Source organism: Citrobacter sp. Cc139 (assembly GCF_030334645.1).
GTDB classification, from domain to species: Bacteria; Pseudomonadota; Gammaproteobacteria; order Enterobacterales; family Enterobacteriaceae; genus Citrobacter; species Citrobacter werkmanii.
In genome coordinates this window covers 24,101-36,642 of record NZ_JAOWDM010000076.1, presented here as the reverse complement: position 1 = coordinate 36,642, position 12,542 = coordinate 24,101, and the positions used below count along the sequence as shown (strand labels likewise).

Annotated in this window: 10 protein-coding genes; 2 read left to right on the top strand and 8 right to left on the bottom strand. The window is 51.9% G+C overall.

Going from position 1 to position 12,542, the window contains the following annotated elements; all coding sequences use genetic code 11:
- Positions 1–90: 90 nt before the first annotated feature.
- The 5 genes from OGV69_RS09795 to uxuA form a co-directional block, all read right to left on the bottom strand.
- Positions 91–1,098 carry a porin gene (locus OGV69_RS09795; RefSeq protein WP_069324131.1) on the bottom strand — a complete coding sequence of 336 codons (1,008 nt, stop codon included), beginning with the start codon at positions 1,096–1,098 and terminating at the stop codon, positions 91–93.
- A gap of 188 nt (positions 1,099–1,286) precedes the next feature.
- Complete coding sequence (locus tag OGV69_RS09790; RefSeq protein ID WP_370602398.1) at positions 1,287–1,499, bottom strand: hypothetical protein; 213 nt, start codon at positions 1,497–1,499, stop codon at positions 1,287–1,289.
- 628 nt (positions 1,500–2,127) lie between these two features.
- Complete coding sequence (uxuR, locus tag OGV69_RS09785; protein ID WP_038636895.1) at positions 2,128–2,901, bottom strand: Uxu operon transcriptional regulator; 774 nt, start codon at positions 2,899–2,901, stop codon at positions 2,128–2,130.
- Positions 2,902–3,034: 133 nt separating this feature from the next.
- A complete protein-coding gene (locus OGV69_RS09780) occupies positions 3,035–4,510 on the bottom strand; it encodes a fructuronate reductase (RefSeq protein WP_069324132.1) in 1,476 nt (491 codons plus the stop codon).
- 80 nt (positions 4,511–4,590) lie between these two features.
- Positions 4,591–5,775 carry a mannonate dehydratase gene (gene uxuA / locus OGV69_RS09775; RefSeq protein WP_069324133.1) on the bottom strand — a complete coding sequence of 395 codons (1,185 nt, stop codon included), beginning with the start codon at positions 5,773–5,775 and terminating at the stop codon, positions 4,591–4,593.
- 261 nt (positions 5,776–6,036) lie between these two features.
- Here uxuA and gntP point away from each other — a divergent pair, with 261 nt between their 5' ends.
- Positions 6,037–7,380 carry a gluconate permease GntP gene (gntP, locus tag OGV69_RS09770; protein WP_286469235.1) on the top strand — a complete coding sequence of 448 codons (1,344 nt, stop codon included), beginning with the start codon at positions 6,037–6,039 and terminating at the stop codon, positions 7,378–7,380.
- 49 nt (positions 7,381–7,429) lie between these two features.
- On the opposite strand, the gene OGV69_RS09765 is transcribed toward gntP, so the two are convergent.
- Genes OGV69_RS09765 through OGV69_RS09755 form a run of 3 tightly spaced genes read right to left on the bottom strand, consistent with a single transcriptional unit; the run spans position 7,430 to position 10,275 of the window.
- Positions 7,430–8,125 carry a LutC/YkgG family protein gene (locus tag OGV69_RS09765; RefSeq protein WP_038636881.1) on the bottom strand — a complete coding sequence of 232 codons (696 nt, stop codon included), beginning with the start codon at positions 8,123–8,125 and terminating at the stop codon, positions 7,430–7,432.
- Positions 8,118–9,545: a LutB/LldF family L-lactate oxidation iron-sulfur protein gene (locus OGV69_RS09760; protein ID WP_069324134.1), complete on the bottom strand. Its 1,428-nt coding sequence runs from the start codon at positions 9,543–9,545 to the stop codon at positions 8,118–8,120. Before OGV69_RS09760 ends, OGV69_RS09765 begins: the two co-directional genes overlap by 8 nt.
- Positions 9,546–9,555: 10 nt before the next feature.
- A complete protein-coding gene (locus tag OGV69_RS09755; protein ID WP_069324161.1) occupies positions 9,556–10,275 on the bottom strand; it encodes a (Fe-S)-binding protein in 720 nt (239 codons plus the stop codon).
- Positions 10,276–10,855: 580 nt separating this feature from the next.
- Between OGV69_RS09755 and OGV69_RS09750 the strand changes: the two genes are divergently transcribed.
- Positions 10,856–12,409, top strand: a complete 1,554-nt coding sequence (locus OGV69_RS09750; RefSeq protein ID WP_069324135.1) for an L-lactate permease — start codon at positions 10,856–10,858, stop codon at positions 12,407–12,409.
- Positions 12,410–12,542: the final 133 nt, after the last annotated feature.

Sequence of the window (12,542 nt, the reverse complement as noted above, 5' to 3'; positions counted from 1 at the left end):
ATCCTGATCGGTTTAATTTGCTCCTTTAAAAGCAGGCAGATGTAAAAAAGCGTCTTACAAAAGACGCCTTTTACATATTATCACAACAAATTAGAACTGATAGGTCAGACCCGCAACAACCTGGTTGTCGCCGTCAGCGCCATCAAGCAGGTTAATTTTATAACCTACATCAGCAACCATATTTTTGTTGAAGTAGTAGTCTGTACCCAGCGCCACATATTCGGTCAGGTCATTATTATTGTTGTCACGCGTATGGACGTAAGCCACGTTCGGACGCAGACCAAAATCAAACACATACGCAGCCATCGCTTCAAAGTGCTCAGCTTTGTCCGCATCCTGAATCAGGTTGTGGGACTCACCGTACATCGTCGCTACGTAGATGGCGTTAGCATCATACTTCAGGCCAGCACCCCAGAACTCTGCGTTTTCACCATCCCAACCATTCTGTTTCTGCTGAGCAGTCACAGAACTGGTGGTGTAGGCCGCAATCGCAGACACGCCGGAATCGGCGATATTATCGTAGCCCAGGGAGAAGCCGTAGCCATTGCCATGCTGTTTCGTTGGATCCTTATCGGTATCATCCTGACCCTGATATTGCGCGCCAAGGCTCAGGCCATCAACGGCACCAAACAGATTTTTGGTGCGGAGTGTTGCAACGCCAGAAGTGCGTGTAGTAAGGAAGCGGTCAGTATTTTCATAGGAGTCACCGCCGAACTCTGAAAGAGTGTCAGTGTAAGCTCCCACGTCGTAAGCGATACCGTAGTTACGACCGTAGTCAAAGCTAACGTCATGGCCATAATCCAGACCAGCAAACGCCAGACGTGTATTAACACCATTCTGAGAACCTTCTGCTTTAGCGGCATCAAACTGACTTTCAAACTGACCATAGCCAGTCAGTTGATCGTTGATTTGAGTCTCACCGCGAAAACCCAGACGTGCGTAGGTGCCGTCAGCATCGGTGCCGTCAGTCCAGGAGTGGACCGCTTTTACTTTGCCGTACAAATCAAGTTTGTTGCCATCTTTATTATAAATTTCCGCTGCATGAGCGGAAGTGATGCCTAATGCCATCACTGCTAATACCACTGCTGACTTTTTCATATTTTTACTCACTTTTAATTGTGAATTTTGCTATCAACTTTGTTATGAAGGCAGAAAGCCCTCATAAAAAAGCCCCCTGAATACCAAGGGGAGAAATCAAAAACACACCAATAAAGGCAATAATGAAGTGGCAATAAATAATTCACTACTCAGATTTCATTCAAAATCCGGAATAAGGTCAGCCAGGTTTACTCTTGATTCTCACCCTGGTTAATAGAGCGATGTAGCATTAACGCCTCAGCGATAATATCTTGTTTACTTTTTCGCGTTTCAAATGCCAGCGTTCGGACATATTCCCACAGAGAATTATCAACACGGGCACTTAAAAGAACCATATCTTTAGATCGGGTACCCCTGGCTTTTCGGATATCGGGATAATCTCGAGAAGGCATCGTCATCATCTCCTGAACGCAATAAGACGCTTATGGCGATGAAATATGCAGTCAGTGTAAAAACATGTCAACGGTAAAAAGCATTCACAATCGTAATAAAACTGTTAATAAAGCGAGGTAAAATGGAACGATATTTCAAGTGAAAGATAACTTGTTTATAGAATAATGTGTAATTTTAACTTTACATATATTCATTTTTATTCATTTGATTAAAAACGCATGAAGCATTGACACGAATTATTACACTCAATCAAAACATCATTACAGCCAATAAGTTACATACCGTTATTAATGTCTACTTTTATGCGAACTGCTTGTTTTTATGTACTGTTATGCAAAGCGGTTCTACCCAAACCACTGCCGGAATCACTTTGATTCTCACTTAATGCTGACCTGTTTTGTCTAAAAATAAGCACGAAAAGGTAAAAATAAGGTAAATAACCCATTTTTTCGCATGCAAAATTAAGTTGTTTTTAATTGATATAAATCAATTTACGTCGTGTAAAGACGGCGAAAAAATCCCGGCTGAGGCGCCAGACAAAATTTTTTATGTCCAATTCAGCACGATAAAAGGGGAATAATCACGAGGGAAAGTACCACACGGACCGAAGCTGTCCGTGTGGCTGAAGAAGCAAAATCAGGCGTTAACTTTATCCAGCGGCCAGGACTCGAACAGATAGCCATCAAAGTCGATATCATCGACATTTGAAAATTCTAACAGCCGTTGTTTGACGTTTTCCAGATGCTGCCACATTGCCAGCTTCGCCGCGCGGGCGTCCTTTTTAATTAACGCCGCCAGGATCTGCTTGTGGTCGACCATCCACTCTTTACGGTAATGAGTATCATCGAGGTGGCTATGAAGCTGGATCCACATCGGGTTGTTCTCACGCCACTGCCATGACTGGCGAAATAACTCCACCAGCATGCTGTTATGCGTGGCTTCAGCAATCGCCAGATGAAACTGCATGTCACCGCTTTCTGATCCATTCGGTTCGCTGGAGGCCAGCTCACGCTCTTCCAGTTGCAACGCCTGACGCATTTTGACGATGTCTTCGCGAGTGGCCTGCAGCGCGGCAAATTCAGCGATGTTGCTTTCCAGCAACTGGCGCGCCTGCAGCAGTTCAAACGGACCGGCATCGTTGCAGTGATTTACATCCGTACTGTCGATACTCTGCGCATCCGCATTGTCGAGCACGTAGATTCCGGCGCCGCGACGCACGTCCACCAGTCCTTTAATTTCCAGCATGATTAATGCTTCGCGCACCACCGTACGAGTGACATTAAGCATCTCAGCAATTTCACGCTCCGGCGGCAAACGCTCACCGGGCTGGTACGGCGTCTGGACAATCAGATCGCGGATCATGGCACCCACTTCCTGGTAGGGTCTTTGTTGAGAAGTGTTCGATTTCATCGTGTTATGTCCGTCAGAAGCGTGTAATCAGATACGGTGAATAGGTATCGAACTATAGCATTTGCGGCAAGTCAAAAACAGAAAACGGGTCAACCAAATCAGTATTTTGATTGACCCGTCATAGTTCGGGGAATTAAGCGTCAGCGCTTAGCGCGGCAACACACTCACGCGCGCCCAGCTCGCACAGTTGTTGATACATGGCGATAACCGTCTCAACAAAGTCGGCGTTTTCCGCTAAATCATGGCCAAAAATCCCGCTCAGCCCCAGCAGCGCCGTCACACGTTCAGCCCCCTGGTACTGTTGGTTAATACGCTGGAATTCAGCCAGCATTGGATCAACAACATCAATGGCCTGCCCCTGCTCATCCACGCCGTGGGTATAACGCATCCAGCCCGCGACGCCAAGCGCCAGGTGACGCCAGTCGCTGCCGTTTTGCAGGTGCAGACGCACCGGATCCAGCAGGCGCTGCGGCAGTTTCTGGCTGCCATCCATCGCAATCTGCCAAGTGCGGTGGCGCAGAGACGGGTTGCTAAAACGTTCGATCAGCAGCGTCGCATAGGCGTTGAGATCGGTGCCTTCCGGCATCGCCAGCGTCGGCGCCTGTTCCTGCATCATCAGCGCAAACGCCGCTTTGCGATACGCGGGATTGGTCATGGTATCGGCGATAGTTTCATACCCGCCAAGATAGCCCAGATACGCGAGGAAAGAGTGGCTGCCGTTAAGCATGCGCAATTTCATCATTTCAAACGGCACCACATCGGCAACGAACTGCGCGCCGACTTTATCCCAGTCCGGGCGACCGTTGACGAAGTTGTCTTCAATCACCCACTGACGGAACGGCTCACAGGCGATAGCACATGGATCGTAAACGCCCAACTGGTCGGCAATTTCCTGCAACGTTTCTGGCGTCGCTGCCGGAACAATGCGGTCTACCATGGTGCATGGGAAGGTGGCGTTAGCTGCAATCCACTCCGCCAACTGCGGGTCGCGCGCCTGCGCCAGGCCCAGCACCGCGACTTTCGCCACATGACCATTTTCACGCACGTTATCGCAGGACATCACAGTAAAGGCCGCCAGCCCCTGCTCGCGACGCAGATGCAACGCCTGTACGATGTACCCAATCGCCGATTTCGGCGCGGTCGGGTTCGCCAGATCGTGCTTAATCAGTGGGTTATTGAGATCTAACTGGCCGCTGGCAGCGTCAGTGCAGTACCCTTTTTCCGTGACCGTCAGCGAGACAATCGCCGTCTGCGGGCGCGCCATGGCCTGTAAAATACCGTCGCAACCGTCAAGATCCGGGTGCAGCGCTTCTTTCATCGAGCCAATCACTTTCAGCACGGTGTTGTCCGCGCCCTTTTCCGCCACGGTATACAGCAGTTGCTGCTTGCGCAGGTTTTCAATCAGTACGCAGTCGTTACCCGGCATCAGGTTAACTTCACAGATACCCCAGTCGCTGTCGGTGGTTTCTAAGAGATGGTGGGTGTACAGCGCCTGATGCGCGCGGTGAAAAGCACCGCATCCCAGGTGAACAATACGGGATTGCAGGCAAGAACTGTCCCACGCCGGACGCGCAACCGGCAGGTTGCTACTGGCAATTGTCGTTGTCATCGTGAACTCCAGAAGCCGTTGGAATACCAACGGAAGAGAAAAGGAAAAAGCCGGCCAGACAGGTGACCGGCAAATCTGCTTTAACGGCTGAAGAAAGCGCGCTGGATAGCCATTTCAACACCACGCACTTCCGCCAGCCCTTTCAGGCGACCAATCGCGGAGTAACCGGGGTTGGTTTTCTTTTTCAGATCGTCAAGCATCTGATGACCGTGATCCGGTCGCATGGGGATCAGATCCTCTTTGCCCTCAGCTTTACGACGTTGCTCTTCTTCGACGATAGCTTTCACCACTTCGTACATGTCAACGTCGCCGTTAAGATGCGCCGCTTCATGGAAGGTTTTCGGGTTATCTTCACGCAGCGTGGAGCGCAGATGGGTGAAGTAAATGCGCGGACCAAACTGTTTGATCATGTCAACCAGGTCGTTGTCCGCACGAACGCCGTAGGAGCCGGTGCACATGGTAAAACCGTTCGCCATGCTGCTGACCGTATCCACCATCCACTGCATATCTTCCACGGTGGAAACAATACGCGGCAGGCCGAGGATCGGGCGCGGCGGATCGTCCGGGTGTACCGCCATACGCACACCAGCTTCTTCTGCCACCGGAATGATCGCTTTCAGGAAGACGGCAAAATTCTCGCGCAGCGCGGCTTTATCGATATCTTTGTAACGCTCAAGATGCTGACGGAACTGATCGAGGGTATAGCCTTCTTCCGCGCCCGGCAGACCGGCGATGATATTGCGGGTCAAACGCGCTTTGTCTTCATCGCTCATGGTTGTGAAGCGTTCACTGGCCTGAGCAATCTCTTCGGCGGTGTAGTCTGCTTCCGCGCCCGGACGTTTGAGGATATGCAGCTCAAAGGCGGCAAATTCAATCTGGTCAAAGCGCAACGCTTTGGAGCCGTCCGGCAGGACGTATTCCAGATCGGTACGGGTCCAGTCGAGAACCGGCATAAAGTTGTAGCACACGGTACGAATGCCGCACTGGGCCAGGTTACGCAGGCTCTGCTGGTAATTGGCGATCCACTGCTGATAGTTGCCAGAACGGGTTTTAATGTCTTCGTGGATCGGCACGCTTTCGACGACCGACCAGACCAGGCCCGCCTGCTCAATAATCGCTTTGCGCTTTAGGATCTCATCAACCGTCCACACTTCCCCGTTCGGGATATGGTGCAAAGCGGTGACAACGCCCGTGGCACCCGCCTGACGCACATCCGCTAAGGTGACCGGATCGTTAGGGCCATACCAGCGCCATGTCTGTTCCATGTTTTGTTCCTCGTTTACATTATGGACTCGACGATATGGCGCATAAATTCCTCCTTTTGGTATTACATGTCAACCTCAATGGCGAAATTGGTTAACCAAATCACAATGAAAGCCGATTTAATCCTATGTGCGCCGCAAAAATACACGGTGAATATGTAAACATGTAACGCAATGTGACATCTATCGCATCAATGGTTAACCAATATATGTAACATCTCAACCAAAATCATAATGGTTCAACCAAAAGAAGGTAGACGTTTTATGCACGTTCTCAATATTCTGTGGGTCGTATTCGGCATCGGTCTGATGCTGGTACTTAATCTAAGATTCAAAATAAACTCGATGGTCGCCCTGCTGCTGGCGGCGCTCTCGGTCGGCATGCTGGCGGGTATGGATTTAATGGAGCTGCTGCACACCATGAAATCCGGTTTCGGCAGTACGCTGGGAGAGCTGGCGATTATCGTGGTATTCGGGGCGGTCATCGGTAAGCTGATGGTTGATTCCGGGGCGGCACATCAGATTGCCCATACGCTACTGGCGCGCCTCGGCCTGCGCTATGTGCAGTTGTCGGTGATCATTATTGGTCTGATCTTCGGCCTGGCGATGTTCTATGAAGTAGCGTTTATTATGCTGGCGCCGCTGGTGATCGTTATTGCTGCGGAAGCGAAGATCCCCTTCCTCAAGCTGGCGATCCCCGCCGTTGCCGCCGCCACCACCGCGCACTCCCTGTTCCCACCGCAACCAGGCCCGGTGGCACTGGTTAACGCCTACGGCGCTGACATGGGCATGGTCTACATCTACGGTATTCTGGTAACCATTCCGAGCGTAATCTGCGCCGGACTTATCCTGCCGAAGTTCCTTGGCAACCTCGATCGTCCGACGCCGTCATTCATGAAAGCCGACGTCCCGGTTGACCAGAACAATCTGCCGTCATGCGGCGTGTCTATTCTGGTGCCGCTGATCCCGGCGATCATCATGATCTCCACCACCATTGCCAACATCTGGCTGGTAAAAGGGACACAAGCATGGGAAGTGGTCAACTTCCTCGGTTCTTCACCGATTGCAATGTTCATCGCCATGATTGTTGCCTTCGTGCTGTTTGGTACCGCGCGTGGTCATGATATGCAATGGGTCATGAACGCCTTTGAAAACGCGGTGAAAAGTATCGCGATGGTGATCCTGATCATCGGCGCGGGCGGCGTACTGAAGCAGACCATCATCGACACCGGCATTGGCGATACCATCGGTATGTTGATGTCGCACGGCAATATTTCTCCGTACATCATGGCGTGGTTGATAACCGTATTAATTCGTCTGGCAACCGGTCAGGGCGTGGTCTCAGCCATGACGGCGGCGGGAATTATCAGCGCAGCCATCCTCGACCCGGCAACCGGTCAACTGGTGGGCGTCGATCCGGCGTTACTGGTGCTGGCGACGGCGGCAGGCTCCAACACCCTGACCCACATCAACGATGCCTCGTTCTGGCTGTTCAAAGGCTACTTTGACCTGTCGGTGAAGGATACGCTGAAAACCTGGGGTCTGCTGGAACTGGTAAACTCCGTGGTGGGTTTGATAATCGTGTTGATCATCAGCATGATTGCATAAAGTCTGTCCCGCTCTGGCCAGTAGCGCCAGAGCGGTTTTCCAACCTGTCTTAGCAATCCTCAATAATCAGATACACCGCCTTCACCGGGCCATGCACTCCAACCACCTTGATAAGCTCAATATCCGCCGTCGAACTGGGTCCACTGATAATGTTAATGCACGACGGCATCCGCTCACCGGCCTGCGCTTTCTGATGCAGTTTTTCCGCCAGTTGCGCTACGCGCGGCAGGATGGTGCTTTTACGCAGCACAAAAATCGACGACTCCGGCAACAGGCTCAGGGAACGCCCGCGCTCCGGCGCGGAAAACAGCACCACGCCGCCGGACTCGGTCAGGCCATACTCGGCATAGACCACGCCGACTTTCGCCTGCTCGGCCTGGGTAATATTTTCGCTACCGCGCGCCGGGTCCCAGACCACAGCGTTGCATGCCTGCTGTAAGCGTTCGGTAATGCCCAGTTCCACCAGCCGACTGTCGCCGCTCAGTACCACCGGTTGCGGCCCCAGCTCCTCACACAGGCGGAGCGCCGCGTCTGCGGCCTGATCCTCGCGGGTCAGTTCGCAGCGGGCCAGCATCACCTCGCTGGCAAACTGGATAAACGCCTCGCAGCGCTGCTCGGGGCTCAGTTCGGTCAGGCGCTCGTTGGCATAGTTGTTAACCGGCGCGGCATCCGCGTGCGGTTCGAAACGCAGCGGGCGACCCAACGCCTGGGCGACGGTGTTTAAAAATGCGGTACGGTTATCCATTTTTTTTCTCCTGCGCCTGATGTTTCTTAAACCAGCTGCGGAAACTCTCGCCGTCAGCATCAGGCAGATCGCGCGCCTCCATCCAGTCTCCAATCGCGCCAACCTTAAGCGGCGTTTTACCGCCATTGATAAACCAGCTCGCCGCGTGGGCCCCGGCCATCATGCCGATCTTCCACAGCCCTGGATGGCTGTTAGCATAAGCGAACATTTTGATCGCCCGTCGCTCGGCTTTCGGGGTAATGCCCTCCTCGGCCATCACCCGGCGATGCCGCAGGATCAGTTTTGACAGCGGGATCCGCACCGGACAGACGCTGTCACAGGCCGTGCACAGTGAACAGGCATACGGCAGGTCTTTAAAATCTTTATAGCCGCCGAGCAGCGGAGAGATCACTGCGCCGATGGGACCTGGATAGATGGAGCCATAGCCATGCCCGCCGATATGACGATACGCCGGACAGGTGTTCATACAGGCTCCGCAGCGGATGCAGCGCAGCACATCACGAAACGCTGAGCCCAGCACCTGCGAGCGCCCGTTATCGACAATCACCAGATGAAATTCTTCCGGTCCGTCAACGTTATCCGCCTCACGCGGGCCGGTCAGCCAGGTGTTGTAGCCCGTCAGGCGTGCGCCCACGGCGCTGCGCGCCAGCATAGTGATCAGTACATCCACATCGGCAAACGTCGGGGCGATACGCTCCATACCCATCACCGCAATATGCGTTTTCGGCAGCGTGGTGCACATGCGCGCGTTGCCTTCGTTGGTCACCAGACACACCGAGCCAGTTTCCGCCACGGCAAAGTTGCAACCGGTAATGCCGATTTCGGCACTCAGGAAATCCTCGCGGATCTTCTGGCGAATGAATAAGGTCATGGCTTCCGGCGTTTCCGGGCCGTCGTAGCCCAGACGTTCGTTCAGCACACGGCGAATCTGATAGCGATCTTTATGAATGGCCGGGACCACGACGTGCGAAGGCGGATCCTGATCCAGTTGCAGGATGTATTCGCCGAGATCGGTTTCGATCACCTGAATTCCGGCATCCTGCAGCACATGATTGACGCCGATCTCTTCGGTCACCATCGACTTGGACTTCACCACCTTCTTCGCATTTTTATTCTGTGCGACCTGCAGAATGTAGCGGGTAGCCTCTTCTTTGGTTTTGGCGAAATAGACGTGCCCGCCGTTTTGCGTCACTTTCTCGGAGAGTTGAAACAGGTAAGCGTCGAGATTGCTCAGAACGTGATCGCGGATCTGACTGGCACGATCGCGCCAGTCTTCCCAGTGGCCTAACTCATCGACCATTTTCTGTCGATTCGCGCCGATACGCTCCTGCGCATTGGCCACGGCTTTGCGCATGATTGGGTCTTCAATCTGCTGGCGAATGCGCAGTTTAAATTCTACATCGCTGGTTTTTATCGACATTTCTTTCCCCTCAGCGGCTCATCAGCACTTCAGCAATATGCATCACTTTGACCGGCTGACCTTCCCGTTGCAGTCGACCGCCAATGTTCAGCAGGCAGCTGACATCTGCGCCAATCAAGTATTCCGGCTTCGCATCCATCAGATGAAAAACTTTCTCTTTCACCATCTCGCCGGATATTTCAGCCATTTTGACCGAGAATGTTCCGCCAAAGCCGCAGCAGGTGTCCTGATCGGCAAACGTCAGCAGCTCCAGCCCGCGCACGTTTTTCAGCAGTGTGAGCGGCTCTTCCTTCACACCCAGCTTGCGGGTCAGGCTACAGGAGGGGTGATATACGGCGCGGCCATGCAGACTGGCGCCGACATCCACCACGCCCAGTTTGTTGACGATAAAGGAAGTGAGATCCTGCATACGCGCGGCAACGTTCTCAGCACGGATCGCCCACTCAGGTTCATCGGCCAGATAGGCCGGGTAGCTTTTTACCGCATAGGTGCAGGAGCCTGCCGGAGAGATAATCGGATCGTCGTTGTCTTCCAGCGCGGCGATCAGGTTTTTCATCCCGGGGATCGCTTCTTTGATGTAACCGCTGTTGATGGCTGGCTGACCGCAACACCCTTGCTTCTCGGGGAAATTCACGCGACAACCCAGTTTTTCCAGCAGCAATACGGAGTCTCGTGCCATCCGTGATTTCAGTGCGTCACCAATGCAGGTAACAAAGAAATTTACATTCACAATAACCACTCCATTGCTTCATTTCTGTTTATTGCGCTTGATATTGCTATATCAAGCAAAGGTTCAATCGTGTTTCACACCCAGTTTTTCGGTTTGCTCGTTTTACTAATGCCTGGGTTCATAATGATGCTCAGATCGTTTTCCTTTGATGGCGATTCTCCGTTTCTTATATCAGGACAATCGCAAATGTCTGTATTTTAATTTGTATGACAAAACAAAATAATCCCCTAATCGACTCGGACATGCAATAGCCAGGTTTATTTATTTCGGCATCGCTCACATTTTTATATTTAAAACCACAGCATTATTAACATCTTAAGAATAGTTTCTGGAGATAACTATTCTCGTCACTACCATTATCAAATATGTTGTTAAATAACTACTTATAGGTATTTCGCTTACTCTTAAGTATATTTATTCGGCATTAAATTTTAATTAAAAGATTACAATAGTTACAAAACCAAAAATCATAATTACTTTATCCACTGAAGCGATTCAGTTTACAGCTTTTATTAATCCAGCAATGTAGCCTCCCCGCCATAAATATAAATCAGGTTTAATAAACCAATCAGGAATAGCAATGAACGAATATTTTATGTTTGCCCTGGCACTCTCTCCGTTACTACTGATGGTATTTTTAATATTAAAACTAAAAATGGCCATCCATTATTCCGTGCTAATCTCTTTAGTTTTCACTGCCGCGTTATCAGCACTATTCTGGGAAATGCCCGTACAGAATCTGAAAGCCGCAATAGGCTATGGCGCACTGAAGGGATTATGGCCGATCGTGATAGTGATCCTCGGCGCTATCTTCAGTTATAACGTCATGCAGGCGACCAAAGCGCTGGATATTCTGCGCGATATTCTCGCCAGCATTAGCGAAGATAAGCGTATTCAGGTGCTGCTGATTTCATGGTGCTTTGGCGGATTCCTTGAAGCTGCGGCGGGTTATGGTACGGCGGTCGCCATTCCAATCGGCATTCTTATTGCGCTCGGATTCAACCCGCTGAAGGCGGCGATCGCCTCTCTGGTTGCAAATACCGTTCCCACCGCATTCGGCGCGGTCGGGATCCCGGTTTCTATTCTGGCGGAACAGGTTAATCTGCCGGTTTATACCTTAGGCGGAACTATTATTCTGCAACTGGCGCTGTTTAATATCCTGCTGCCGTTTGTCATTGTCTGCATAATTGGCGGCGGCCTGAAAGCCATTCGCGGCGTATTTCTGATCACGCTGATGTGCGGCATCACCACGCTGGTTCCGCAATATTTTGTTGCTATCCATCTTGGCGCGGAATTACCTGCATTTGCCGGGAGCCTGGTCAGCCTGTTTGCCGTCGCGATAGTCAGCCGCCTGCGCAAAGGGAAAACCGATCCCGAATGGCGCATTGAGGTCAGCCATACCCGCGAAACCACGCCGCGCTCGGCAAAAGTGTTGTTCCGCGTGGGCTCTATCTATCTGTTTATTTTTGTCTTTATCCTGCTGTGTTCACCGCTGTTCCCGACGATAAAAGCCTCGGCGTCCCAACTGGCCTCGGTACTGCATTTCACGCTCGCCGACGGCAAAACCCTGGCGCTGAAAGTGGAATGGGTGACCACGCCGGGGATGCTGATCATCTTTGCGACCATTATCGGCGGTTTTATTCAGGGGGCTTCGGCACGTGGGATGCTGGAAGTGTTTATCAAAACCATTTTCCAGCTTAAAAATTCCATTGTGGCGATTATGGCGATCGTCGCGCTGGCCACGGTGATGGATCTCAGCGGAATTATTTCCACGCTGGCCCAGTCGATTGTCGATCTGACCGGCAGCTCATACGTCTTCCTCGCCCCGGTGATTGGCGCGCTGGGCACATTTGTGACTGGCAGCGATACCAACTCGAACATTCTGTTCGGTAAGCTGCAAACTATTGCCGCCAGTAAGCTGCATATCGATCCCAACTGGCTGGCGGCGGCCAATACCTCCGGCGCAACGGGCGGAAAAATGATTTCGCCGCAGAGCATCGCCATCGCAGTTTCAGCCACCAAAATGGACGGCCAGGCCAACCAGATAATGTCTGGCACCATGAAATACTGCTGCGCCTACATTGTGATCCTCGGCCTGAAAGTCGGTCTCTTTTATTACTGGTTTATGGCGTAACCCGTTGTCAACCCCGCCAAATTCGCGGCAATCGTATTTGACGACGCGGTGACCATAAAGGTTTACACCGCCCCGGGATCGGAACGAGGTGACAGGCTTTACGATTTGTCGGCGCTGACTAAAATAGCGCCGA

Coding starts and splice junctions, on each gene's coding strand:
- OGV69_RS09795 (WP_069324131.1), bottom strand. CDS start 1,098: ATGAAAAAGTCAGCAGTGGTATTAGCAGTGATGGCATTAGGCATCACT.
- OGV69_RS09790 (WP_370602398.1), bottom strand. CDS start 1,499: ATGATGACGATGCCTTCTCGAGATTATCCCGATATCCGAAAAGCCAGG.
- uxuR (WP_038636895.1), bottom strand. CDS start 2,901: ATGAAATCGAACACTTCTCAACAAAGACCCTACCAGGAAGTGGGTGCC.
- OGV69_RS09780 (WP_069324132.1), bottom strand. CDS start 4,510: ATGACAACGACAATTGCCAGTAGCAACCTGCCGGTTGCGCGTCCGGCG.
- uxuA (WP_069324133.1), bottom strand. CDS start 5,775: ATGGAACAGACATGGCGCTGGTATGGCCCTAACGATCCGGTCACCTTA.
- gntP (WP_286469235.1), top strand. CDS start 6,037: ATGCACGTTCTCAATATTCTGTGGGTCGTATTCGGCATCGGTCTGATG.
- OGV69_RS09765 (WP_038636881.1), bottom strand. CDS start 8,125: ATGGATAACCGTACCGCATTTTTAAACACCGTCGCCCAGGCGTTGGGT.
- OGV69_RS09760 (WP_069324134.1), bottom strand. CDS start 9,545: ATGTCGATAAAAACCAGCGATGTAGAATTTAAACTGCGCATTCGCCAG.
- OGV69_RS09750 (WP_069324135.1), top strand. CDS start 10,856: ATGAACGAATATTTTATGTTTGCCCTGGCACTCTCTCCGTTACTACTG.